General features: G+C 70.7%; 21 protein-coding genes and 1 riboswitch. Of the genes, 10 read left to right on the top strand and 11 right to left on the bottom strand.

Features of this window, described 5'->3' with window-relative positions:
- Positions 1–109: 109 nt before the first annotated feature.
- Both nagA and ASD33_RS04250 read right to left on the bottom strand, forming a co-directional pair.
- The gene (gene nagA / locus ASD33_RS04255) at positions 110–1,264 is read right to left on the bottom strand and encodes an N-acetylglucosamine-6-phosphate deacetylase (RefSeq protein ID WP_056553311.1); all 1,155 of its coding nucleotides are present in this window, start codon (positions 1,262–1,264) and stop codon (positions 110–112) included.
- Positions 1,264–2,214, bottom strand: a complete 951-nt coding sequence (locus ASD33_RS04250) for an ROK family protein (protein WP_056553308.1) — start codon at positions 2,212–2,214, stop codon at positions 1,264–1,266. Before ASD33_RS04250 ends, nagA begins: the two co-directional genes overlap by 1 nt.
- A 223-nt stretch (positions 2,215–2,437) precedes the next feature.
- Between ASD33_RS04250 and ASD33_RS04245 the strand changes: the two genes are divergently transcribed.
- The 3 genes from ASD33_RS04245 to otsB all read left to right on the top strand — a co-directional run bounded on the left by ASD33_RS04245 (position 2,438) and on the right by otsB (position 4,943).
- Complete coding sequence (locus tag ASD33_RS04245) at positions 2,438–3,718, top strand: extracellular solute-binding protein (protein WP_056553304.1); 1,281 nt, start codon at positions 2,438–2,440, stop codon at positions 3,716–3,718.
- 89 nt (positions 3,719–3,807) lie between these two features.
- Positions 3,808–4,068, top strand: coding sequence for a DUF3263 domain-containing protein (locus ASD33_RS04240; protein WP_056553301.1), 261 nt, complete (start codon positions 3,808–3,810; stop codon positions 4,066–4,068).
- A 32-nt stretch (positions 4,069–4,100) separates the two neighbouring features.
- Positions 4,101–4,943, top strand: a complete 843-nt coding sequence (gene otsB / locus ASD33_RS04235; protein ID WP_056553299.1) for a trehalose-phosphatase — start codon at positions 4,101–4,103, stop codon at positions 4,941–4,943.
- A 116-nt stretch (positions 4,944–5,059) separates the two neighbouring features.
- On the opposite strand, the gene ASD33_RS04230 is transcribed toward otsB, so the two are convergent.
- Entirely contained in the window at positions 5,060–7,375 is a 2,316-nt protein-coding gene (locus ASD33_RS04230) for an immune inhibitor A domain-containing protein (RefSeq protein ID WP_079044531.1), read from the bottom strand.
- A 119-nt stretch (positions 7,376–7,494) separates the two neighbouring features.
- Positions 7,495–8,379, bottom strand: a complete 885-nt coding sequence (locus ASD33_RS04225; RefSeq protein WP_056553295.1) for an NAD(P)-binding domain-containing protein — start codon at positions 8,377–8,379, stop codon at positions 7,495–7,497.
- Positions 8,380–8,521: 142 nt separating this feature from the next.
- Here ASD33_RS04225 and ASD33_RS04220 point away from each other — a divergent pair, with 142 nt between their 5' ends.
- Positions 8,522–8,866, top strand: coding sequence for a helix-turn-helix domain-containing protein (locus ASD33_RS04220; RefSeq protein ID WP_056553291.1), 345 nt, complete (start codon positions 8,522–8,524; stop codon positions 8,864–8,866).
- Positions 8,867–8,888: 22 nt separating this feature from the next.
- Here ASD33_RS04220 and ASD33_RS04215 read toward each other — a convergent pair whose 3' ends face one another.
- The 4 genes from ASD33_RS04215 to ASD33_RS04200 all read right to left on the bottom strand — a co-directional run bounded on the left by ASD33_RS04215 (position 8,889) and on the right by ASD33_RS04200 (position 12,168).
- Positions 8,889–9,563 carry a class I SAM-dependent methyltransferase gene (locus ASD33_RS04215; RefSeq protein WP_056553287.1) on the bottom strand — a complete coding sequence of 225 codons (675 nt, stop codon included), beginning with the start codon at positions 9,561–9,563 and terminating at the stop codon, positions 8,889–8,891.
- A 153-nt stretch (positions 9,564–9,716) separates the two neighbouring features.
- Complete coding sequence (locus ASD33_RS04210) at positions 9,717–10,178, bottom strand: hypothetical protein (RefSeq protein WP_063991895.1); 462 nt, start codon at positions 10,176–10,178, stop codon at positions 9,717–9,719.
- A 139-nt stretch (positions 10,179–10,317) separates the two neighbouring features.
- Complete coding sequence (locus tag ASD33_RS36060) at positions 10,318–10,875, bottom strand: recombinase family protein (RefSeq protein ID WP_079044530.1); 558 nt, start codon at positions 10,873–10,875, stop codon at positions 10,318–10,320.
- 39 nt (positions 10,876–10,914) lie between these two features.
- Positions 10,915–12,168: a helix-turn-helix transcriptional regulator gene (locus tag ASD33_RS04200; protein ID WP_056553284.1), complete on the bottom strand. Its 1,254-nt coding sequence runs from the start codon at positions 12,166–12,168 to the stop codon at positions 10,915–10,917.
- 497 nt (positions 12,169–12,665) lie between these two features.
- Between ASD33_RS04200 and ASD33_RS04195 the strand changes: the two genes are divergently transcribed.
- Together ASD33_RS04195 and ASD33_RS04190 are read left to right on the top strand one after the other, a co-directional pair.
- Positions 12,666–13,154, top strand: coding sequence for an ArsR family transcriptional regulator (locus ASD33_RS04195; RefSeq protein ID WP_056553281.1), 489 nt, complete (start codon positions 12,666–12,668; stop codon positions 13,152–13,154).
- A gap of 280 nt (positions 13,155–13,434) precedes the next feature.
- Positions 13,435–13,734: a DUF6342 family protein gene (locus ASD33_RS04190; RefSeq protein WP_056553277.1), complete on the top strand. Its 300-nt coding sequence runs from the start codon at positions 13,435–13,437 to the stop codon at positions 13,732–13,734.
- Between the two features lie 174 nt (positions 13,735–13,908).
- Here the strand turns inward: ASD33_RS04190 and ASD33_RS04185 are convergent, their stop codons facing one another.
- The 3 genes from ASD33_RS04185 to ASD33_RS04175 form a co-directional block, all read right to left on the bottom strand.
- Positions 13,909–15,270, bottom strand: coding sequence for a trehalose-6-phosphate synthase (locus ASD33_RS04185; RefSeq protein WP_056553274.1), 1,362 nt, complete (start codon positions 15,268–15,270; stop codon positions 13,909–13,911).
- An 82-nt stretch (positions 15,271–15,352) separates the two neighbouring features.
- Complete coding sequence (locus ASD33_RS04180) at positions 15,353–17,152, bottom strand: DUF11 domain-containing protein (RefSeq protein WP_242426826.1); 1,800 nt, start codon at positions 17,150–17,152, stop codon at positions 15,353–15,355.
- 68 nt (positions 17,153–17,220) lie between these two features.
- Positions 17,221–18,192 carry a glucosyl-3-phosphoglycerate synthase gene (locus ASD33_RS04175; protein ID WP_056553269.1) on the bottom strand — a complete coding sequence of 324 codons (972 nt, stop codon included), beginning with the start codon at positions 18,190–18,192 and terminating at the stop codon, positions 17,221–17,223.
- A gap of 148 nt (positions 18,193–18,340) precedes the next feature.
- Positions 18,341–18,487: riboswitch (SAM riboswitch) on the top strand.
- On the opposite strand from ASD33_RS04175, the gene thrC reads away from it, so the two are divergent.
- From thrC to groL, 4 genes are all read left to right on the top strand, one after another.
- Positions 18,481–19,791, top strand: a complete 1,311-nt coding sequence (gene thrC, locus ASD33_RS04170) for a threonine synthase (protein ID WP_199863449.1) — start codon at positions 18,481–18,483, stop codon at positions 19,789–19,791. Its footprint overlaps the riboswitch before it by 7 nt.
- Positions 19,792–19,875: 84 nt before the next feature.
- On the top strand, positions 19,876–20,154 hold the full coding sequence (locus ASD33_RS04165) for a MoaD/ThiS family protein (protein WP_055598878.1): 279 nt from the start codon (positions 19,876–19,878) through the stop codon (positions 20,152–20,154).
- A 387-nt stretch (positions 20,155–20,541) separates the two neighbouring features.
- The gene (locus ASD33_RS04160; RefSeq protein ID WP_015035246.1) at positions 20,542–20,745 is read left to right on the top strand and encodes a cold-shock protein; all 204 of its coding nucleotides are present in this window, start codon (positions 20,542–20,544) and stop codon (positions 20,743–20,745) included.
- A 354-nt stretch (positions 20,746–21,099) separates the two neighbouring features.
- Positions 21,100–22,722, top strand: a complete 1,623-nt coding sequence (gene groL / locus ASD33_RS04155; RefSeq protein ID WP_056553262.1) for a chaperonin GroEL — start codon at positions 21,100–21,102, stop codon at positions 22,720–22,722.
- Positions 22,723–22,770 lie beyond the last annotated feature (48 nt).

Genomic DNA, 22,770 nt, shown 5'->3' with positions numbered 1-22,770 from the left:
ACTCCGTGTGAAGTCCTGCGGAACGTCCGCTCGACGGGCACCGATCATGCCAAACGAAAGGCGGTTGGCCCAGACCCCCGGGCCAACCGCTCTCCTGAGTGACACCTGATCAGACGGCCGCGCCCGCCGTCGGGTCGACGATCCACTCGCCCTTGCGCATGACGCCCTTGAGCTCGAAGTCGGCGTCGAGGACGACGATGTCGGCGTCCTTGCCGGGCTCCAGCGAGCCGACGCGGTCGTACACGCCGAGCAGCCGGGCCGGGTTGGCGGAGATGGCCTGGACGACCGCCTCGACGGGAAGGCCGTCGATCGTCGCGGCGCGCTTGAACGCGCGGTCCAGGGTGAGGGTGGACCCGGCGATGGAGCCGCCCTCGACGAGGCGGGCCACGCTGTCCTTCACCTCGACCTCCAGCGGGCCGAGCATGTAGCGGCCGTCGCCGAAGCCGGCGGCGTCCATCGCGTCCGTGATGAAGGCGACCCGCCCGGCGCCCGCGTGGTGGAAGGCGAGCTCCAGCGCGGCGGGGTGCAGATGGGTGCCGTCGTTGATGAGCTCGACGGTGATCCGCCCGTCCTCCAGGAGGGCGGCGATCGGGCCGGGGGCGCGGTGGCCGAGCGCGGGCATCGCGTTGTAGAGGTGGGTGGCGACCGTCGCGCCCGCGTCGATGGCCTCGGCGGTCTGCTCGTACGAGGCGTCGGTGTGGCCGATCGCGGCGATCACACCGTGCTCGGCGAGCAGCCGTACGGAGTCGATGCCGCCGGGCAGCTCGGTGGCGAGGGTGACCATCTTGGCCTGGCCGCGGGCCGCGTCGATCAGCTTGCGGACATCGGCCGGGTCGGGGTCGCGCAGCAGCGTCTCGTCGTGCGCGCCCTTGCGGCAGGGGGAGATGAACGGGCCCTCGAAGTGCAGGCCGGCCAGGTCGCCCTGCTCGGCGAGCTCGGAGAGCAGCCCGGCCCGCTGGGTGAGGAAGTCCATGTCGCCGGTGACGAAGGAGGCGACGACGGTGGTGGTGCCGTGCAGCCGGTGGGTGTGGACGCCCTTGAGGACCTCGTCGACCGTGCCGGAGGTGAAGGACGCGCCGCCGCCGCCGTGGTTGTGCATGTCGACGAAGCCGGGGACGAGCCAGTGGCCGGTCAGGTCGAGGGCGGGGGTGCCCTCGGGGGCCGCGCCCGCGATGCGGTCGCCGTCGACGATCACGCGTCCGTTCTCGACGATCCCGGTGGGCAGCACGACGTGTGCGCCGGCGAGAACCTTGTGATCGGCCATCAGGCGGAAACCTCCGAGTCGGTGGGGCGCTGTTCGGCGAGCAGGTCCCAGGCGAGGAGGCCCGCGCCCAGGCATCCGGCGGTGTCCCCGAGGGCCGCCGGGACGATGGCGGGCAGCTTCTGGAACGTGACTCGCTCCTCCACCGCGGCCCGAAGTGGTGTGAACAAGGTTTCCCCGGCCTCCGCCAGTCCGCCACCGATGATCAGGGTGCGGGGGTCCAGCAGGGTGAGCGCCGTGACCAGGCCGTCGGCGAGGGCGTCGACGGCGTCCTGCCACACCCGTACGGCCGTGGGGTCGCCGGACTCGACGGCCTTCGCGCAGTCGGCCGCGTCGGCCTCGGGGTCGCCGCTCGCCCCGGCCCAGGCCTGGGAGACGGCGGAGGCGGAGGCGTACCGCTCCAGGCAGCCGCGCTGGCCGCAGCCGCACTCCGTACCGCCGGGGCGGACGACGATGTGGCCGATCTCGCCGGCGTAGCCGTGGGCGCCGGCCTCGATGCGGTCGCCGATGCCGATGGCGCCGGCGATGCCGGTGCCGAGGGGGACGAAGAGGAAGCGGTCGGCGCCGTTGCCCGCGCCGATGCGGCCCTCGGCGAGGCCGCCGGTGCGCACGTCGTGGCCGAGGGCGACGGGGACGCCGTCGAGCCGGCGGCTGAGGAGTTCGCGCATGGGAACGTCGCGCCAGCCGAGGTTGGCGGCGTAGACGGCGATGCCGTTCTCCGCGTCGACGATTCCGGGGACGGCGACTCCGGCGGCCGCGGCGGGTTCTCCGTACCGCTCCTGGCCGAGTGCACGGAGGTCCTCGGCGAAGCCGAGGATGGTCTCCACCACCGCCTCGGGCCCGCGGTCGCGCCCGGTGGCGCGGCGGGCCTCGTGGAGCAGCGTGCCGTCCGCCCCGACGAGGGCGGCCTTCATACCGGTGCCGCCCACATCCAGGGCGATGACGTGTCTCACGGAGGACAGTTTGGCTCGGGAGGACCCAAAAGGTCTAGTCCACTGCCGAGGATTGTTGCGTACGGATACAAATTCGGGGCCCGCCATGGGTCCATCGTCCCCGTGGCGTTGCGGAAGTGATACCCGAGTGGTGTAGACCTCATGCCCGCCGCCGGGAGAGACTTACGGCCCTGCGCAGAGCAAACGTGCGGCTCGATGCAGCTCAACGACGAGCAAAAGGTGGATGAAAAGCGTGCAGCGGCGACGATTCCTTGGACTGACCGCGGCCGCCGCCGCCCTCGGGCTGACCGCCACGGTCGCCGGCTGCGGCTCCCTCGGCGGCGACTCCGGCGATGTGACCCTCAGACTGGTCGCCGCGGACTACGACCTCACCGGCGGGGACACCACCAAGAAGTACTGGACCGACCTCGTCGCCGCCTTCGAGGCGAAGCACCCGGGCGTCAAGGTCGAGGTGCAGGTCGAGTCCTGGGACGACGTCGACCGCAAGGTCGCCGAGATGGTGAAGGCCGACAAGGCCCCCGACATCGCGCAGATCGGCGCCTACGCCGACTACGCGGCCGCCGGCGAGCTCTACGCCGCCGACGAGCTCCTCTCCATCCCCGTCCAGGCCAACTTCCTCGCCCCGCTCGTCGCCGCCGGCGAGCACAAGCGCACCCAGTACGGCCTGCCGTTCGTCGCCTCCACCCGGCCGCTCTTCTACAACCAGGCCCTCTTCGACGACGCCGGGGTCAAGGCCCCCACCAGCTGGGACGAGCTGGCCGCCGCCGCCGAGAAGCTGAAGGACAACGGCGTCCGCACCCCCTTCGCGCTGCCGCTCGGCCCGGAGGAGGCCCAGGCCGAGGCCCTCATGTGGATGCTCAGCGGCGGGGGCGGCTGGACCGACGGAACCGACCACTACACGGTCGACTCCGACGCGAACGTCCGCACCTTCGAGTGGCTGAAGAAGAACCTCGTCGGCAAGGGCCTCACCGGCCCCGTCGCCCCCGGCAAGCTCAACCGCAAGGCCGCGTTCGCCGCCTTCGCGAACGGCGAGGTCGGCATGCTCAACGGCCACCCCTCGCTCCTGAAGGAAGCCGCCAAGAAGGGCGTCAAGGTCGGCCAGGTCCCGCTGCCCGGCGCGGACGGCCCGGCGAAGGCCGCGATGGGCGTCGCCGACTGGATCATGGGCTTCAAGCAGAACGGTCACCGCAAGGAGATCGGCGACTTCCTCAACTTCGTCTTCAGCGACGAGAACGTCCTGAAGTTCGCCGGCGACAACGACCTGCTGCCCGTCACCGTCAGCGCCTCCGCCCGCATGGAGACCGAGCCCGAGCACGCCAACCTGCGCGTCTTCCTCAAGACGCTCCCGGACAGCCAGCTCCCGCCGGTCGGCAAGACCTCCTGGGCCAAGGTCAGCGAGAACGTGAAGCAGAACATCGGCAAGGCGGTCACCCCGGCCGGCCGTCCCTCGGACGTGCTGGGCGCGATCGGCAGGGTGGCGACGGCGGCCGAGGCGGCGGAGTGACGTGATCGGCGGTCCCGGTCATCGTCCGGGACCGCCGACCGGAACCGCAGGGTGGGCCGACCGGGACCGCCGGGTAATAGGTTGGTCGTATGAGCGAGGAACAGGGCGTGGCAGCCGACGACGAGGGCGGGCTCGGTGAGCGCGAGCAGGCCCTGCTCGCCGTCGAGCGCCGCTCCTGGCCCGGCCCCGGCGCCAAGGAACGAGCGGTCCGCGAGCGCCTCGGCCTCTCCCCGACCCGCTACTACCAGCTCCTCAACGCCCTCCTCGACGACCCGCGCGCCCTCGCCCACGACCCGGTGACCGTCAACCGGCTCCGCCGCGTCCGCACCGAGCGCCAGCGGCGCCGCTGACGCGGAGCCCCTCCGTCGGTAGGGTCGGGAACATGGTCAGCAGCCTTCCGCACCCGGCCACACCCTCCGGCCGCGACGGTCTGGCCGCGCTCCTCGCGCGGCCCGCGAAGGCCGTCGTCGCCCTCGACTTCGACGGCACCCTCGCCGAGATCGTCCCCGACCCGGAGCGGGCCCGCGCCCACCCCGGCGCCGTGGCCGCGCTCGCGGCCCTCGCGCCCGAGGTCGCCTCGATCGCCGTCGTCACCGGCCGCCCCGCCGGGGTCGCCGTCCGCTACGGCGGCTTCGCCGGCGTCCCCGGCCTGGAGCACCTCGTGGTCCTCGGCCACTACGGCGCCGAACGCTGGGACGCCGTCTCCGGCACCGTCAGGGCCGCCGCCCCGCACCCCGGCGTCGCCTCCGTCCGCGCCGAACTCCCCGGCTTCCTGGACCGGGCCGGCGCCTGGCCGGGCGTCTGGATCGAGGAGAAGGGCCGCGCGGTCGCCGTCCACACCCGCCGCGCCCAGGACCCGGAGGGCGCCTTCGAGGCGCTCAAGGGCCCGCTCGGCGACCTGGCCGTCGCCCACGGTCTGGTCCTGGAACCCGGCCGCATGGTCCTGGAGCTGCGGCCGCCGGGCATGGACAAGGGCGTGGCGCTCGCGGAGTACGTACGGGAGGTGGGCGCCGGGTCCGTGCTCTACGCGGGCGACGACCTGGGCGACCTGCCGGCCTTCGCCGCCGTGGAGAAGCTCCGCTCCGACGGCACCCCGGGCCTGCTGGTCTGCAGCGGCTCCACCGAGGTCCCGGAACTGGCCGACCGCGCGGACCTGGCGGTGCCGGGCCCGGCGGGCGTGGTGGAGTTCCTGACGGAACTGGCGAGGGCGGTACGGGAGGGCTGAGGACCGGCAGGCCTGAGCCCCGGCAGGCCTGAGACCCGGCATGCCGCGAGGGCGGTACGGGAGGCCCGGGGCCCCGCCGTACCGCCCTCGCCGCTGTCCGCGCGGATCCGTACGGATCAGTGCGCGGCCGGGTTGACCACGCTGATCGTCAGGTCGTCGCCCGCGTCGCCGGTGACCGTGACGCGCACGCCGTGGCCGGCGACCTTCACGCTGGCCTGGGGGGCCGTCGTGTCGTAGTACGCGTTCGGGTCGGTGTCGTCGAAGACCGGGATGCCCGGGACGGAGGGGGCGCAGGCCGCCTGCGTCTCGACGGTCTTGTTGCCGCCCTTGCCCACCAGGACCTCCTTGTGGAGGCAGGTGGCGTCGGTGGCCTCCAGGCCGAAGGTCGCGTCGAAGGGCTGGCGCCGGTTGCTGGGCGCGGTCCCGTCGGCGTACGCGAAGGGGGCCGGGCGGGCGTCGACGGCCATGGACTGGCCGCCGCCCGCGTGGTTGCTGACGTTGTTGTCGTCGAAGGACCGGTCGACGTACCAGACGAGCATGCCGTTCTGGTAGCGGAACCACTCGACCCAGTCGGGGGCGGTGATGCCCTTGCTGAACTGGTAGGGGCCCTCGGCGAGCAGCGCGTCGGAGCCGACGTACTCGCGGTTCTCCAGGAGGTAGTAGCGCGGGTAGGTGGCGGTGACGGTGCCGGTGGAGACGGACCAGCGGCCGGTGGCCGACCAGCCGTTCGCGCCCTGCTCGACGTCGTCGGACGCCAGGCTCGTACCGCCCGAGGCCAGGGTGATGTCGTCGAGGAAGGCGCCGGCGAAGTGCACGCCGCCGTCGGTCTGGTAGCGGAAGCGGAAGAGGGAGGGCTTGCCGGCGGAGTCGTACGTGTACCGCAGCGTCGTCCACTTCCCGGCCGATGAGCCGTCGACGGCCTCGCCCGCGCGGGCCCAGGTGGCGCCGCCGTCGAGGGAGTACTCGGCGAAGAGGGCGTCGAAGTCGGCCTCGATCTCGTACCAGGCGCTCGCCTTGACGGTGACCTTCGGGGCGGCCGGGACCGAGCGGGTGAGGGACTGGTTGAGGCCGTCGGCCGAGCCGGTCCACCAGGCGTGGGTGCCCGAGGTGGGGGTGGCGTAGGTGGTGCTGGTCGTCTTGTCCGGGAGCGCGACGCGGACCGCCTGGTCCTTGCCGGTGACCTGGAGCTGCGCCGGGTTGAGGGTGTACGTGCCGGAGGCGCCGAGCGGGGCGTCGCTGTAGTCCAGCCAGCCGAGGAAGAGCTTCTCCTCGGCGCCCATGAGGCCCGGGTGGGTGCCGATGCCGGCGTTGGCGGCGGCGCCGTGGCTCAGCCAGGAGCCGGAGCTCATCAGGGTCCAGAAGGCGGTGGAGTTCTCGCCGCCGTCGGTGTCGTAGTAGTCCGGCAGGCCGAGGTCGTGGCCGAACTCGTGGCAGAAGACGCCGAGTCCGCCGTTCTCGCCCTCGGTGGTGTAGTCACCGAGCCAGTACTTCGACTGGCCGATGCGGGCGCCGCCGGCCTTGTTCTGGGTGCCGGAGACGGCGGGGCCGGTGAGGCCGAAGTCGTCGCCGTTGACGTACCAGCGGTGCGACCAGATGGCGTCCTCGCCCTGCGCGCCGCCGCCCGCGTCCTCGCCCATGCCGGCGTGGACGGCCTGGAAGTGGTCGATGTAGCCGTCGGGCTCGTCGAAGTCGCCGTCGTGGTCGTAGTCGTTGCGGTCCCAGACGTCGAACTGGGCGAGGTACGCGTCGATCTCGGCCGGCGTCTTGCCGGCGGCGAGCTGCGCGTTCCACCAGGCGTCGCCGGTGTCCTGGATGAAGGCCCAGGAGCCGCCGGTGTCCTCGACGGCGTTGTCGCCGTAGGTGGAGGCGTTGCCGGGGACCTTGACCCAGTCCTCGACGGTGTTGGTGACCGAGTAGCGGCCGTTGGACAGCTTCTCGTAGTACGTCTTCATGGACTCGCCGGAGCCGTTGAACAGCTCCTCGTAGTGGGACTTGGAGAAGTCGGCGGTCCAGGCGTTGGAGTTGTCCGTGGTCCGGTCGGGCTGCGGGATCTGGTTGTGCAGCGGGCCGGGGACGGTGCCGAGCTTGCCGGCGCCCTGGTCGCCGAACTCGGAGAGGATCGTGAAGATCTTCTCCTGCCGGTCGGCGGTGGTCCCGGACGCGGTCTCGGTCTCCGCGAACTTGCCGGGGGCGACCTCGACGACGCCGTCGGCGTTCGCCTTGGCCCTGCCCTTGGCGACCAGGTCGATCGCCTTCTCGCGCAGCTCGGTGCGCTGTTTCGTGAGCGGTCCGGGACGGTTGTCGGGCCGGTGGGTGCCGGCCCCGGCCGGTGCGGTGTCCCGGGCTTCCTGCGCGGCGGCGGGGGTGAGCCCCGCGGCGAGGAGTGCGGTGAGCGCGGACCCGAGGGTCATGCTCACGACAATCTTCTTCACGTCTCTTGCGATCCTTCCGCTTGCCTCATGCGTCTCATGGGGAAAAACGGATCGCCTGGGGGAACGATCGCCGCAGAGTCTGACACGGGAAGGCCCCTCAGGAGGAGGGGGCGTACCGATTATCGGAGGAGAAGATTCACCACCCCCGTCAGTCCCTCCTCCCCGCTCCCCACGTCGAGGCGACGGCGCATCAGCTCGAAGTACGGACGGAGCAGCTCCGGGCTGACGCCCTGCCCCTCGGCGGTGGCCAGGAACGTCGGCGTGCCGGCCACCTGCATCGCGAGGTTCGAGACCACGCCGGCGGTGTAGTCGCCGTCCTTCAGATGGGCGGCGGTCTGCCGGACGGACGGCCCCGCCATCGCCCCGATCCACTCCCCGAGCAGCGGGGCGAACGCCACGGGGTCGATGTCCTCCCGCCGGATCAGCGCGAAGGCGTGCGCGGCCCCGGCGAACATCCCGTACATGGCGCTGAGCAGGGCCACGTCGTGGAGGGCGGCGAATCCGGCGTCCGCGCCGACGAACCTCGTGCCCGCGGGCACGGCCAGGGCGTCCCGGTGCAGCTCGAACAGCTCCCGGGACCCGCTGTAGAACACGTAACCCCCGGCTTCCGGCACCCCGATCATCGGCGGTACGGCCATGATGCCGCCGTCCAGGTATCGGGCACCCCGCGCCTCCGCCCACGCGGCACGGGAGCGGGCCTGGGCGGGGGTCGTGGTGGTGAGGCTGACGAGGTCCTTGCCGGTCAGGTCGACGCCTTCCAGGGCGGAGCCGACGGAGTCGTCGTCGAGGAGGCAGACCACGACGAGGGTGCTCGCGGCGACGGCCCCGGCGGCGCTCCCGGCGACCTTCGCGCCTTCGGCGGCGAGCGCCTCGGCGCGGGCGGGGGTGCGGTTCCAGACGGTGAGGGGATGCCCGGCGGCGAGCCAGGTGCGGGCGAGGGCGGCGCCCATGGCACCGAGTCCGAGGAGGCTGAGGGGGGTCTTCTCCGCGCTGTTCTCTGTCATGCCGACAAGGCTGCTCCAGGGCCCTGACCTGCTCAAGTACCCACTTGGGAGTGGGTGGTTACCCTGAGGTGAGCGAGCAGGTCAGAAGGGTGGAGCACAGGGCGACACTGAACCGGCCTGGCACGTCCGAGAGGTGGGGCGCATGACGACACTGAACCGGCCCGAGGACGACGACGGCCACGTCTGCGGCATCGACGCGGCGATGGAGGTCATCGGCGGCAAGTGGAAGGTCCTCATCCTCTGGGCCCTCCACGAACACCCCCACCGCCGCTTCGGCGAACTCCGCCGCCTCCTCCCGGGCGTCACGGAGAAGGTCCTCACCTCCCACCTCCGCGAACTGGAGGCGGACGGAATCGTCGACCGGACCGCGTACGAGGAGGTCCCGCCGCGCGTCGAGTACTCCCTGACGAAGGCCGGCCTCCGCCTCAACGAGGCTCTGGAACCGCTGGCGGAGTGGGGGAGGGGACGGCGGGAGGCCACCGGCTGAAGCCGGTGACCGGACCAGCCGTTCACCGCACCGTCGCCGTCACCAGAAGTGTGCCGAGAGCCGCACGGTCCGGGTTCGGCAGCAGCCTTGCCCGCACGGACGTGAAGCCGTGCCGCTTGAGGACGTCCGTCCACTGCTCGGCCGTGTACTGCCAGCGCAGGACGGTCAGCTCGGTCTCGCGGCCTTCGAGCCACTTCCCGCCCATCTGCTGCGCCCCGTACTGTCCGACGACGGGCTCGCGGTGCGAGAAGCCGAAGACGCCAGCCGGCGCGAGACGCGCGGCGACGAGCGGAAACAGGTCCTCGGGGTCCGTGAACCAGACGGCCCCCCACGTCGAGTAGATCGCGTCGAACCGCCGGTTCTCCTGGTGGAGAAAGGCGCAGGCCTCGGCATGCACGAAGGTCAGGCGGGGCTCGTCGCCCCAGAACCGGCGGGCACGGTCGACCTGGGAGGACGAGAAGTCGACCGCGGTCACGCGCACGCCCTGCCGGGCGAGGAAGGCGGCGTTCTCCCCTTCGGCCGGACCCAGGTCCAGCGCGGTCTCCGGGACGCCGAGCAGTTCGGCCCCGGGCCCGTGTCCCGGAACGCCGGTCCAGTCGAAGGCGCCGGCCGCGGGCCGAGGCTGTTCTCCCTCCCCCCGGTAGGGCTTGTACGTGTCCCAGTATTCGGCCGGGGTGGCCGGTGCTGCGCTGAACATGAAGTCCTCCGGAGGGCGTGCCGGACGGTGGGGACCGTGAGGCTACTCGCGTCTCTCCGCGTGTCGTGGGCGAATCCGAGCGGGGCGCCCGGACGTGTCACGGGGAGCCCGGAGGCGCGGGAGCGCCTCCGGGCGTGGTGTGGGTGCCGGTGCTCAGTGGCAGTTGGAACCGGCGGAGCACGGGCCGCACTTGGCGTAGTCCGCCTCCCACAGCTTCCAGTCCACCTCGAAGCCGTTCTCGGCGATGATGTGCGCGGTCCGCTCGACCGAGCCGTCGTACTTGAAGGCGATCTCCGGAATGTGTTCCAGGAAGCGGCCGTCGAAGTGCTCGGCGCAGAACTCGCGGTAGTTGCGGGTGTCCAGGATGAAGACGTGGACGGCGATGTCGACGATCCGGCCGCAGCACATCTCCAGGCCTTGGCCCCACTTCTCCATCGCGGTGACGAGGTACGAGACCGCCGCGCCGAACAGACGGGTGGCCATCACCTCGTCGAAGGGGTGGTCGCGCATCAGCAGGGTGATCTCACGCTCCCACACGTCCGGCTTGACGTAGGTGCGCGGGTCGCGGAGAGCGGGGGCTTCCGAGACCTCGGGTTCCATGGCCTGCAAGGTCATGTCTTGCTCCTCTCGATCGCTTCGGTTCGAGTGGTGCGGGCGGGGGCGAAACCGTCCGTACGGGGAACTCCGCCGGGCACGCACCCCCATCGCCGGCGACCTGCCCGGGGGCAGACCGGCGAGACTGTGCGGCCGGGCGTCAGCCCATGCCGGGATCGGCGAGCGGGGGCCACGAGTAGCGGACCGTTGTGGCGCGGTCCTTGAGCCACGCGATCTCGTGTGCGCGGAGCTCGTGGGAGTGCTCGGGTGAGATGGCGGCGGGCCAGCGGACGATCACCGTTGCGACCCGGCCGGCCTCGGCGTGTTCGCGGACGCGCAGCCAGCCTTCGCGGAGCCGGGGGTCCGGCTGGCCGAAGGGATCGGTGATCGTCTCGACCAAGGAGAGGCCGTGGCGGTCGGCGAAGTTCCGGCCCTCCTCCTCGGCGCGCTCGACGGGAAGGTGGGGCTGCAGTCCGCCTCGCTGGACACACACGTACAGCGCTGCGGCGCGTACGGCGGCGGGCGGCCTGAGCCGGCCGAGGGGTGCTGTCCAGCCGGAGCCGCCGCCCTCCGGGGTGAGCTGATGGGTGGCGGTGCCGGTGTCCTCCGGTAACGCGGTCACGACACCGACGCGCGAGCTGCCGATGTCGTACGCGAGGTCGCCGCGCTGCGGCCGCCAGGCCGTCGCGGAGACGTGGGTGGTGCGTCCTTCCGTCATGCCTCAGAAGCTATGGGACGAACGACAGCTGAATATGAGTCAGGAGAATAGGTCCTGGTCATCGAGGTGAAATCGGCTCGACATCCCACGCAACTGTCCTCGGGTGGAGGCCCGTTCGGCGTACACGATCTTCCGTAGGGTGGCCCGGGCTATCGGGTGGTTGCGAACGAGCTGCGGGGCCAGGCTCTCGGCTGCGCGGAGTTCGGCCAGCGCACGATGCCGGTCGCCGTCCCATAGATAGGCTCGGGCCAGGTCCATGCGGTGGTGCCCCTGGCGGGAATGGGGAAGGGCCTCGATCTGGCCCTGGTCCGCCTGGTGGTTGAGCGCCAGCGCACGGCGCTGGTCGCTCATCTCCAGGGCGACGTTGATGCCGTGGACGGTCACGTTGCCGGACGAGAACGTGAGCGAGTGCCGGTCGTCGAACGGCTCGCCGCGAACGGCGTCCGCGCGGTCGGCGGCTTGGCGGGCGAGGCCGATGCGGTGTTCGGCTTCGGCCCTGTTGTTGGCCCGCGCGGCGGAGACGGCCGCGCGGAGCTGGAGGCTGCCCCAGGCCCGCACGGCGCGCGGTTCGCCCCGCTCGTACTCGGCCTCGATCCCGGTCAGAGCCTTGTCCGCGAGCGCGACGGCGTCTGCCCAGTCCGCGGTGGCCCACATGTCCCACACGCGCATCCAGTCGGCGACGGCCGGGAGGATCGGGTCACCCGACAGGCGGGACGCCCAGGAGGCCCGCTCGCACGCGGTGGCGACCAGTTCGGCGTGGCCGAGGGTATGAGCGGAAGTGTGGGCGAACTTGCAGCACACCGCGTAGATGCCGAACGCCTCTTCCTGCTCGTGCCCCCGGGACCGATCGGCCAGGGCGTGAGCCTCGCGCAGCAGGTCCGGCAGGTTCCGCAGGATCGCCACGTTCGCGGCCGCGTCGCGGAGTCGGTGGAGGCGGGTCATGTCCGCCCACAGTGCGTTCGAGGGGCGCGGAGTTCCGTCGAAGACCGGGGTCAGGTCGTAGCGGCGGAACTCACGCAGGATCGACGCCGCCGCCGGCTGCCACTGCTCGTCGCTCGGACTGCCCAGGTAGGGGCGGGAGATGAGGTCGTTGGGGTGGCAGTGCAGCGCGGCCGCGATCACGTTGATGAGGCCGGCCCTGTCCAGCTCGATCCGGCCCCGCTCGACCTTGGACACCCACGCCTGCGACTTGCGGATGGCCGCGCCGAGGTCGGCCTGAGCCATGCCGAGGCCGAGTCGACGCCGTTTGATCCGGCGGCCGATGGCCTCCTGTTCCTCCAGCTCGTACGCCATACGGGAACGGTACCGGCGACCCGGCGACGGCGTGAGCCCCTTCCCGTAGGCGGCCCGCGGTGACCGCGGCCCACGAAAGCCCGCCGAGGCTGCGGGACAGCCGGACGGGCGTCCGCCATGTGCGCACGACGACCACCCACCGGCCCCGGCCACGCTTCCCTGCTGCTCCGGCCCCGGCCGACGGCGGCCGGGTGGGCACCCGAGGCGAGGGTGGGGCACCCCCGAGGAACGGAGCGCAGCGAGTACCGCAGGGGCTCCCGTACGGCGGGTGCGCTTTCCCTATGAAGACGGGCTGACCATGGCAGGCCCCGGACCTGCGTGAATGACCGAGCCGTGTTGCAGCCATGGAGAGTGGCTATGCGAGATTGCATAGAAGATGGTATGGATCGGCTTGGTCTATGCAAAGGTGGATGCTCCATGAAGGTCTTAGGTGAGGCCATCCAGTTCTGGATGGCCTCATTTAGTCACGGAGGTACGCTGTGCGTGCGGCTCGACGAGTGACCAGGATCGAGACGGTCAACCGGACCACCGGTGAGGTGCAGGACCTCACGGTGCACTCCTCGGTCGGCGCCGCGCACGGACTCTGGTTCCGGGGAGGTGGGTTCACCACGATGGGATACGACGCGCACGACGCCCTTGCCGAGGCGGACCTCAGCGGGGCGGCCTACAAGCTGTTCCACAAGATGTGCGCCCTCCAGAACCGCAAGGACCACGGTCTTGTCCGGGTGGAGAGCCAGGTCAAGTTCGCCGAGCAGGTGGGCATGTCCCAGTCGACCGTGTCGCGGTCCCTCAGGCAGCTCGCCGAGGCCGGTTTCATCTACCCCGACGGGCGTGACTGGCGTATCCGCCCGGACTTCGTGTTCAACGGCAACGGTGCCGCTCAGGGCCGGGCCGTCCGGAACATCCCCGCCGGCACCCCCGACCCGTACGCGGGGAAGGGTGCCGAGCTGACCGTCATCGACGGCGGCAGCGACAGCGACGTCTGAGCGACACCCTCTGGGAGCGCCTTCGGGTCGACTGGGCGGCGGGGTGATCCGAGAGAGCCCACTGGTCGTCATCTCAGAGAATTGTCAAGGCTCTTTTCGGGCATTTTTGGTGGCTCCGGTACCTTGCTGTCACTTCGCGACGAAGCAGGGTGAAAATTGGTCATAGTGCTGAGATGTTGTGCCGAGATGTGAACGAACTGCGTAGGTTCTGGGCTCGGTTCGGGAGGTCCTGTGACGCCCGGCCGCAGAGTTCGTCCATTGGAACCGGAGGGGAAATCGCATGGCTGACATCGACCTCGGCGTGGCGTCCGACTGGGACGAGGGGGACACCCACGGCCGAGTCAAGCTGCGGCAGAACCAGATCTACCCGTCCTCGCCGAAGAAGGACGTGCTCATCAGCTCCCCGGTGAGCATCGAGCTGTCCGTGAACACGAACTACTCCACCTCGCAGGAGGCGGACAAGATCTACTTCACGACCCACCACGGCTCCACGAAGAAGATCATCGCGGTGCTCGACTCCGACGGTAATCTGCACATCGCCGGCCGTCTGATCACCGAGCAGAAGGACCTCGGCTACTAGACGGTTCCCCTCGGATCACCTCGCCGACCGGATGAAGACGGCGGCGTGGGGTCCGGTGAGGCGGATGGTGGCGGTCTTGCCGTAGCGGGTGGCAAGGCCGTCACCGCTTGCGCGGGCGCGGCACCGGCGTCGTGCGGCGCGGCACCGTCGTCGTGCGGCGGCGGAGTCGTGGGGTCAGGGCTCGAGCCCTTCCAGTGCCTCCAGCTGCGACAGGAACCAGCGTTGTGGGGGCAGGGCCGTCGCCGCTGCCGCCAGGCGTTTCGTGCGGTCCGCTCGTTCCGCGGGGGGCATCGACAGGGCTCTGTGGAGGGCTTCGGCCGTTTCCGTCACGTCGAAGGCGTTCACCGTGAGGGCGTCGTCCTTCAGTTCCTCGTGGGCGCCCGCGCCCGTGGAGAGGACCAGGGCGCAGCCGGACTCCGAGACCACCGGTATTTCCTTCGCCACCAGGTTCATGCCGTCGCGGACCGGGTTCACCAGGGCCACGTCCGCGAGGCGGTAGGCGGCCAGGGAGCGGGGGAAGTCGTCCTCGACCGAGACCAGGACCGGCTGCCAGGCCGCCGTGCCGAACTCGGCGTTGATCTCGTCCGCGAGCTCCGTCACCGCGGCCGTGTAGGCGCGGTACGACTCCAGGTCCTGGCGGGAGGGGTACGCCGACGCCAGGTGGACGACCCTGTCCTGCCATTCGGGGTGGGTGGTGAGCAGTTCGCGGTAGGCGTGCAGGCCGCGCAGGATGTTCTTCGAGAGTTCCGTGCGGTCGACCCGGACGATGGTCTTCCGGCCGCCGGTCTCCGCGCGCAGGCGGGCCAGCTTCTCGTCCACCTCCGGGCGGTACGCGAGGGCGCGGAGCTCGTCGGCGTCGACGCCCAGGGGGTACACCGCGACCCGGGTGCGCCCGAGCTCGCCCGCGCAGTCCTCGAACGCCCTCGCCCAGGTCGGGGTGTGGAAGCCCAGCCGGTCCGCGCCCAGCATCCCCCGCAGCAGTTCCTCGCGGATGTCGGCCGGGAGCATGCGCAGAGAGTCCGGGGCGGCCCAGGGGGTGTGCGTGAAGTGGGCGATCCGCAGGTCCGGGCGGAGGGCCCGGAGCTGCCCCGGGACCAGGGCCAGGTGGTAGTCCTGCACCAGGACCGCCGCGCCCTCGTCCGCCTCCGCCGCCAGCGCCCGGGCGAAGGCGCGGTTGTAGCTCCGGTACGACTTCCAGCGGCGCCGGAACCCCGCGTCGAAGACCGGCTCGCGCGGAATGTCGTACAACTGGTGGTGGAGGAACCACAGCACCGAGTTCGCGATGCCGTTGTACGCGTCGGCGTACACCTCCGGGTCGATGTCCAGCATCCGTACGCCCGGCTCCCCGACCCCCTGCCGGACGGCCTCCCGGTCGCCCTCGCCGAGCGCCGCGCACACCCACAGACTGTCCTGGGCGGACACGGCGCTCAGCCCCGAGACCAGGCCGCCGCCGCCCCTGCGGGCGTCGAGCGAGCCGTCGTCGCCGAGGACGTACGAGACGGGGCCCCGGTTGGATGCCACGAGCACAGAAGCCATGGGGCGAACCTAGCCCGTCCCGTAAACGCTCAAACGTACGTATACGAGACGGGGGGATCCGGCCACCCAGCGTGGTCGGGCGTCAGTCGCGCCGTCCGCGCATCGCCGCCCTCGCCACCACGCCCGTCGCCGCCAGCGCCAGGCCCAGCGCGCCGAGCAGCCACAGCCGCTCGCCGTTGCCGCCGGTCTCTGCCATCGAACCGGCGTCACCGGCGTCACCGGCGTCACCGGCGTCGTCGCCGTGCGGCCCGGGCGCCGGGGGAGCGGGGGAGGAGGGCTCGACGGTCGCCGGGGGCGTGGGGTCGTCGGTGGGGGTCGGCGTGGGGTCGACCTCCGTCGGGGTCGGGGTCGGGTCCACCGGGGTGGGTGTCGGGGTCGGCGTCGGGGTCGGCTTCGGCCTGTCGATCTCCGGGGCCACCGCGCACGACGGGTCCTCGCTGCCCTTGCCGCAGTTCGAGCGGGGTGTCTCGACCTCCACGCCGTTGCGGAGCTTCCCGTCCCCGGCCGGCGTGTTCTTGATCTTCACCGAGTAGGTGACGGTCGCCGTCTTCCCCGCCGGGATGGTCCCGGAGTACGAGATCCTCGGCTTCGTGTACGTCGCCCTCCCGGGGCCCGTCGTCCGTACGTCCCCGGCGTAGTCGGCGTCGTCGAGGTTGCCGGTGAGGTCGTCGCCGAACTTCGCGTTCGGGTAGTCGAGCGGGCCGGTGTTCTTCGCGGTGATCGTGTACGTGAGCGTGTCGCCCGGCTTCACCGTGCGAGGGCTCGCCGTCTTGGTGATCTCCAGGTCGGGGACCGGTACGGAGAAGGCGAGACCGGACGGCAGATAGGTGTCGCCGCTGGTGGAGAACGTCAGATCGGCCGAGGTCGCGCCCGGCGGGACCGCGCCGGCCGGGAGGGCGAAGGCCTTGGCGTCGATGCTCAGGTTGTTGGCCGGACGGGGGTCGACGGCGCCGTCGTCCTCGCTGATGAAGAAGTTGTTGGTGTTGCCGGTGTGGGACTCGGTGACGTTCCTGCCGTCGACGAGGAACGTGTCGCCCGGAGTGTTCCAGTCCCCCTCGTACGCCGTCACGCTCGCGCGCACCGTGCCCGGACTCCGGTGGAAGCCGTCGACGGTGATCGTGGTCGCGGGGGAGGTCGAGCGCTGCAGGACGTGGCCGCCGTACACGTGGACGCTCCGGCGCTCCGGCGCCTTGACCGGGTCCGGGCCGGGGAACCTGTGGACCACCGTCAGCGACCAACCCGCCACGCAGCCCTTGCCGTTGGGTGCCCAGACGTTCCCGACCGCGATCCGCGCGTCCGTCCCCGAGACGCCCGCGAAGGCGGCGGTCACGTCCGACTCGCCCGTGTAGTAGTGCGGCCCGTTGGTGTCCGCCGGGTCCGCGACCATGCTGTCGATCGAGACCGGGACCGCCGGACCCGAGCCGACCTCGATCACCGGGGCGGTCGTCGTCGGGTCGCCGGGGGAGCGCCCGACATCCGCGCCGGAGATGTCGCAGCGGTTCAGCGCGGCTCCGCTCGGGCCCTTGTACGTGCCGTCGTTGCCGCCCCAGAAGAGCCGGGCGTACGCCACCTCGGCGCCCGCCGGGATCACCACGTGGCCGGTGCTGGAGCCGTATCCGCCCCCGGTTCCGGCCGTGTCGATCCGCTCCATCACGAAGGCGTTGTTGTTGTCCGACCCCTGGCCGGCCGCCGCGGTCGCGCAGCGCGCCGCCATGTCCGCAGGGGCGGTCGGGCAGCCCATGACCGTGTTCCCGAGCGTCGTGAAGTCGCCGTACAGCGACTCTTCGTACCGCTTGCCGAAGGGCTCGATCACGTCCGCGGCGGCCGGTCCGGCCGCCGTGAACGCCAGGGAGCCCGCGACGAGCCCGACGGCCGCGAGCACTCTCCCGAAGTGAGGTGATGTGAAGCGCATAAAAGGGCAATTTATGCAAAACGGATCATCATGGGGCGTTACGCCACGCGGCGCCTCGCGTACTCCGCGATGTCGGCCATCGGCGGCCGCTCCTCCGTGTCCACCGCGTACGTCGTCGGCTCGAAGCCCTTCTCGCCCCGCTCGAACTGCGTCAGCCGCGGCCGCACCAGATGGCCCCGCGACAGCCGCAGCTGCGCAGTCCGGTAGATCGCCGCCGCCATCCGGCCCAGCGCCTGCCCGTCCTGGTGACGGTGCTTGCGCACCCCCACGTCCACCTGCGCGAGCGCGTCCAGACCCACCGTGTGCAGGGCGTCCACCAGCAGCCCCAGCTCCACTCCGTAACCCACCGGGAACGGCAGCCGTTCGAGCAGCGAGCGCCGCGCCGCGTACTCGCCGCCCAGCGGCTGCACGAAGCCGGCCAGCTGCGGCCAGTGCAGGTTCAGGAGCGGGCGCGCCACCAGCTCCGTCACCCGCCCGCCCTGAGCGGGGGTCCCGCCGGAGGCGGGCCCTTCGGGGCCGGCGTCGCCGAACGGGCGGTCGTACATCGCCTTCACGAACTCCACGTCCGGGTCCGTGAGCAGCGGGCCCACGATCCCCGTCACGAAGTCCGCCGAGAAGTCCCGCAGGTCCGCGTCGACGAAGCAGACGACGTCCCCGCTCGTCACCATCAGTGACCGCCACAGGACCTCGCCCTTGCCCGGCACGGCCGGTATCCGGGGAAGGATCGCGTCCCGCGCCACCACCCGCGCGCCGGCCGCCGCCGCGACCTCCGCCGTCCGGTCCGTGGAACCCGAGTCGATCACCACCAGCTCGTCGACCAGCGGAACGGCCTCCGTCATCAGCTCGCGCCGGATCACGGCGACGATGTCGCCGACCGTCGCCTCCTCGTTCAGCGCCGGCAGGACGACGCTGACCTTCGTGTTCCGCTTGGCCGCGAGGATTCGCTCCAGCGGCCGGTCCGCCACGGACCAGGACCGCCGGTCCAGCCAGCGTTCCACCTCTTCCAGCACGTGATCTCCATCTCGCGGTTCGGACGGCCGGTCCGAGCGTCCGGGCCTTCGGTTACAGTCTTGAACAACGCGGATCCCCGATGCACGTCGGGGTGCCGACCGCGTCGGAGCGCAGGAACGAAGTCCACCGCGCTTCACAATCGAATACCGCTCATCCAGAGGGGCAGAGGGAAACGGCCCGTTGAAGCCCCGGCAACCCTCCAGTCGGTTTGTCTCGTACTCCATCGAGGCCCCCGGCTCGGGAAGGTGCCAAATCCGTCTCATGACGAAAAATTCGTCATGGGAAAGATGAGGAGAAAGGGCCTCGCCTCCATGGCTGTACAGACGGTTACCCCCGCCACTTCGGTCGACCTCGGTCCCGCGTCCGGGCTTTCCTGCCGCGAATGCGGTGAAGTGTTCGCACTCGGTCCCATTTTCGCCTGTGAGCTGTGTTTCGGACCGCTCGAAGTCGCGTACGACCTCCCCACCGGTGACCCCGAGGCGCTGCGGAAGCAGATCGAGGCCGGCCCCGCCAACATCTGGCGCTACGCCCCCCTGCTGCCCGTCCCCGCCGACGTCGCCGACAAGCCCAACCTGAACCCGGGCTGGACCAAGCTCGTCCAGGCCGACAACCTCGCCCGCGAGATCGGCGTCGCCCCCGGCAAGCTGTTCGTCAAGGACGACTCCGGCAACCCGACCCACTCCTTCAAGGACCGGGTCGTCGCCCAGGCCATCGAGGCCGCCCGCGCCTTCGGCTTCACCACCCTCTCCTGCTCCTCCACCGGCAACCTGGCCGGCGCCGTCGGCGCCGCCGCCGCCCGCGCCGGCTTCCGCTCCTGCGTGTTCATCCCGCACGACCTGGAGCAGGGCAAGGTCGTCATGGCCGGTGTCTACGGCGGTGACCTGGTCGCCATCGAGGGCAACTACGACGACGTCAACCGCTTCTGCTCGGAGCTCATCGGCGACCCGCTCGGCGAGGGCTGGGGCTTCGTGAACGTCAACCTCCGCCCGTACTACGGCGAGGGCTCCAAGACGCTCGCGTACGAGATCTGCGAGCAGCTCGGCTGGGTCATCCCCGACCAGCTGGTCATCCCGATCGCCTCCGGCTCCCAGCTCACGAAGATCGACAAGGGTCTCCAGGAGCTCATCAAGCTGGGCCTGGTCGAGGACAAGCCGTACAAGATCTTCGGTGCCCAGGCCGAGGGCTGCTCCCCGGTGTCCGTGGCCTTCAAGGCCGGCCACGACGTCGTACGGCCCCAGAAGCCGAACACGATCGCCAAGTCGCTCGCGATCGGCAACCCGGCCGACGGCCCGTACGTCCTCGACATCGCCCGCCGGACCGGCGGCGCCGTGGAGGACGTGAACGACGAGCAGGTCGTGGACGCGATCCGGCTGCTCGCGCAGACCGAGGGGATCTTCGCGGAGACCGCGGGCGGCGTGACCGTCGGCGTCACGAAGAAGCTCGTCGAGGCCGGGCTGATCGACCCGGACCTCACCACCGTCGTCCTCAACACCGGCGACGGACTCAAGACCCTGGACGCGGTGGCCGACACCTCTCAGGCGACCACCACCATCCGCCCGAGCCTGGACGCGTTCCGCGAAGCCGGCCTGGCGCTCTGAGCCGGCCCGCTCAGGGCCGGCCCGCCTGAGCCGGTCCGCTCCGGACCGGCCCGCTTTCCTGGCCCACTGAAAGGTTTCGAAGACATGGCCGTGAACGTCCGCATCCCCACCATCCTCCGCACCTACACGGGCGGGCAGTCCGAGGTCCAGGCCGAGGGCACGACCCTCGCCGAGGTCATCGCGGACCTGGAGAAGAACCACACGGGCATCGCCGCCCGCGTCCTGGACGACCAGGGCAAGCTGCGCCGCTTCGTCAACGTCTACGTGAACGACGACGACGTGCGCTTCGAGCAGGGCCTGGAGACGGCCACCCCGGCCGGCGCGGGCGTCTCGATCATTCCGGCCGTCGCCGGCGGCTGCTGATCCCCATCTCTCTCGAATTGCCCCTTCCGCGCCTGTAAGCGGAAGGGGCAATTCTGCATGGTTGAGCGCGGTAGAGTTGGGGAAGCCCCCTCCGCTGCTCATGCCGGACGCATATGAGAATGCGTCGCCGTGCGTCAGGAAGCAGCCAAAGTACCTGCGCGTTGTGTACGTTCTGCGCGTTTTGCCGGGCCCGACTTGCCCCGGAACTCCAGGGATTATCCCCAATTCACCTTTCCGGCGCGCCCAGAATTCTCGCTCGAATGACCTGTTGCAGAGGGCAGTTGGGCAGATACATTCAGCGGCGGTCGACGCGTTCCGGCGCAGGGTCTGACCCCGGGTCCGCGAAGTGCGGGTCCCGCGCAAGGGCCAGTAATAGGGGAGTTAGGCATGGCTCAGGGCACCGTCAAGTGGTTCAACGCGGAGAAGGGCTACGGCTTCATCGCGGTAGACGGTGGTGCGGATGTTTTCGTCCACTACAGCGCGATCCAGATGGATGGCTACCGCAGTCTCGAAGAGGGCCAGCGGGTCGAGTTCGAGATCTCGCAGGGCCAGAAGGGTCCGCAGGCGGACATGGTCAAGCTCGCCGTCTGAGCGCGGCGCGATCGGCCGACGACGCAACGCTGTCGAGGGGTCCGCATCCCTGAGGGGATGCGGACCCCTCGTGCGTTCCCGGGGCCCGGCTGTGCGTGTCCCCGGGACCCGGTCACGCGTGTCCCCGGGACCCGGCTGCGAGTGTCCCGATCGTCGAGAGTCGCTTGCACTCTCCTAGGCCGAGTGCTAATCATTGGCGTTAGCACTCGGAAGGTGAGAGTGCTTACGAGGATCGGGCAGATGAGGCCCGCGGCCAGGTGGGGCAAGGAACCGCCGGGCTCGCAGGCCGTCCGTCGCGGGCGTCGGCGCGGTCCTGGAGCGTTATCCACCCCATGTCCGGGAGGACCACTTCACATGGCCAAGATCATCGCGTTCGACGAGGAGGCCCGGCGCGGTCTCGAGCGCGGCATGAACCAGCTCGCTGACGCCGTCAAGGTCACCCTCGGCCCGAAGGGCCGCAACGTCGTCCTCGAGAAGAAGTGGGGCGCCCCCACGATCACCAACGATGGTGTCTCCATCGCCAAGGAGATCGAGCTCGAGGACCCGTACGAGAAGATCGGCGCCGAGCTGGTCAAGGAAGTCGCCAAGAAGACGGACGACGTCGCCGGCGACGGTACGACCACCGCCACCGTTCTCGCCCAGGCGCTCGTCCGCGAGGGCCTCCGCAACGTTGCCGCGGGTGCCAACCCGATGGCCCTCAAGCGCGGTATCGAGAAGGCCGTCGAGGCCGTCTCGGGCGCCCTGCTGGAGCAGGCGAAGGATGTCGAGACCAAGGAGCAGATCGCTTCGACGGCCTCCATCTCCGCCGCCGACACCCAGATCGGCGAGCTCATCGCCGAGGCGATGGACAAGGTCGGCAAGGAAGGCGTCATCACCGTCGAGGAGTCCCAGACCTTCGGTCTGGAGCTGGAACTCACCGAGGGCATGCGCTTCGACAAGGGCTACATCTCGGCGTACTTCGCCACCGACATGGAGCGCATGGAGTCGTCGCTCGACGACCCGTACCTCCTCATCGTCAACTCCAAGATCTCCTCGGTGAAGGACCTTCTCCCGCTCCTGGAGAAGGTCATGCAGTCGGGCAAGCCCCTGCTGATCATCGCCGAGGACGTCGAGGGCGAGGCCCTGTCGACCCTGGTCGTCAACAAGATCCGCGGCACCTTCAAGTCCGTCGCGGTCAAGGCTCCGGGCTTCGGCGACCGCCGCAAGGCCATGCTGAACGACATCGCCATCCTCACCGGCGGCACGGTCATCTCCGAGGAGGTCGGCCTGAAGCTGGAGAACGCGGGCCTCGACCTGCTGGGCCGCGCCCGCAAGGTCGTCATCACCAAGGACGAGACCACCATCGTCGACGGTGCCGGTGACAGCGAGCAGGTCGCCGGTCGCGTGAACCAGATCCGCGCCGAGATCGAGAACAGCGACTCGGACTACGACCGCGAGAAGCTGCAGGAGCGCCTGGCGAAGCTCGCCGGCGGTGTCGCGGTCATCAAGGCCGGTGCCGCGACCGAGGTCGAGCTCAAGGAGCGCAAGCACCGCATCGAGGACGCCGTTCGCAACGCGAAGGCGGCCGTCGAGGAGGGCATCGTCGCCGGCGGTGGCGTCGCCCTCGTCCAGGCCGACGGTGTGTTCGACAAGCTGGAGCTCTCGGGTGACGAGGCCACCGGTGCCGACATCGTCCGCAAGGCGCTCGACGCCCCGCTGAAGCAGATCGCCGTCAACGCCGGCCTTGAGGGTGGCGTCGTGTCGGAGAAGGTCCGCAACCTGCCCGTCGGCCACGGCCTGAACGCCGCGACCAACGAGTACGTCGACCTCATCGCCGAGGGCATCATCGACCCGGCGAAGGTCACGCGCTCCGCGCTGCAGAACGCCGCGTCGATCGCCGCGCTGTTCCTCACCACCGAGGCCGTCATCGCCGACAAGCCGGAGAAGGCGTCCGCGCCGGCCGGCGGCGGCATGCCGGGCGGTGACATGGACTTCTGATCCTCCGGGATCGGTGGTTCGTCGCCGAGGCGCGAGCCGGAGCGAAGA

The organism is Streptomyces sp. Root1304 (assembly GCF_001426405.1).
Lineage (GTDB): Bacteria > Actinomycetota > Actinomycetes > Streptomycetales > Streptomycetaceae > Streptomyces.
This window is presented reverse-complemented; position numbering and strand designations above follow the sequence as displayed.

Coding starts and splice junctions, on each gene's coding strand:
- ASD33_RS04200 (WP_056553284.1), bottom strand. CDS start 12,168: ATGGCGTACGAGCTGGAGGAACAGGAGGCCATCGGCCGCCGGATCAAA.
- otsB (WP_056553299.1), top strand. CDS start 4,101: ATGGTCAGCAGCCTTCCGCACCCGGCCACACCCTCCGGCCGCGACGGT.
- ASD33_RS04245 (WP_056553304.1), top strand. CDS start 2,438: ATGAAAAGCGTGCAGCGGCGACGATTCCTTGGACTGACCGCGGCCGCC.
- thrC (WP_199863449.1), top strand. CDS start 18,481: ATGAGGAGAAAGGGCCTCGCCTCCATGGCTGTACAGACGGTTACCCCC.
- groL (WP_056553262.1), top strand. CDS start 21,100: ATGGCCAAGATCATCGCGTTCGACGAGGAGGCCCGGCGCGGTCTCGAG.
- ASD33_RS04225 (WP_056553295.1), bottom strand. CDS start 8,379: ATGACAGAGAACAGCGCGGAGAAGACCCCCCTCAGCCTCCTCGGACTC.
- ASD33_RS04240 (WP_056553301.1), top strand. CDS start 3,808: ATGAGCGAGGAACAGGGCGTGGCAGCCGACGACGAGGGCGGGCTCGGT.
- ASD33_RS04160 (WP_015035246.1), top strand. CDS start 20,542: ATGGCTCAGGGCACCGTCAAGTGGTTCAACGCGGAGAAGGGCTACGGC.
- ASD33_RS04215 (WP_056553287.1), bottom strand. CDS start 9,563: ATGTTCAGCGCAGCACCGGCCACCCCGGCCGAATACTGGGACACGTAC.
- nagA (WP_056553311.1), bottom strand. CDS start 1,264: ATGGCCGATCACAAGGTTCTCGCCGGCGCACACGTCGTGCTGCCCACC.
- ASD33_RS04220 (WP_056553291.1), top strand. CDS start 8,522: ATGACGACACTGAACCGGCCCGAGGACGACGACGGCCACGTCTGCGGC.
- ASD33_RS36060 (WP_079044530.1), bottom strand. CDS start 10,875: ATGACGGAAGGACGCACCACCCACGTCTCCGCGACGGCCTGGCGGCCG.
- ASD33_RS04165 (WP_055598878.1), top strand. CDS start 19,876: ATGGCCGTGAACGTCCGCATCCCCACCATCCTCCGCACCTACACGGGC.
- ASD33_RS04185 (WP_056553274.1), bottom strand. CDS start 15,270: ATGGCTTCTGTGCTCGTGGCATCCAACCGGGGCCCCGTCTCGTACGTC.
- ASD33_RS04190 (WP_056553277.1), top strand. CDS start 13,435: ATGGCTGACATCGACCTCGGCGTGGCGTCCGACTGGGACGAGGGGGAC.
- ASD33_RS04210 (WP_063991895.1), bottom strand. CDS start 10,178: ATGACCTTGCAGGCCATGGAACCCGAGGTCTCGGAAGCCCCCGCTCTC.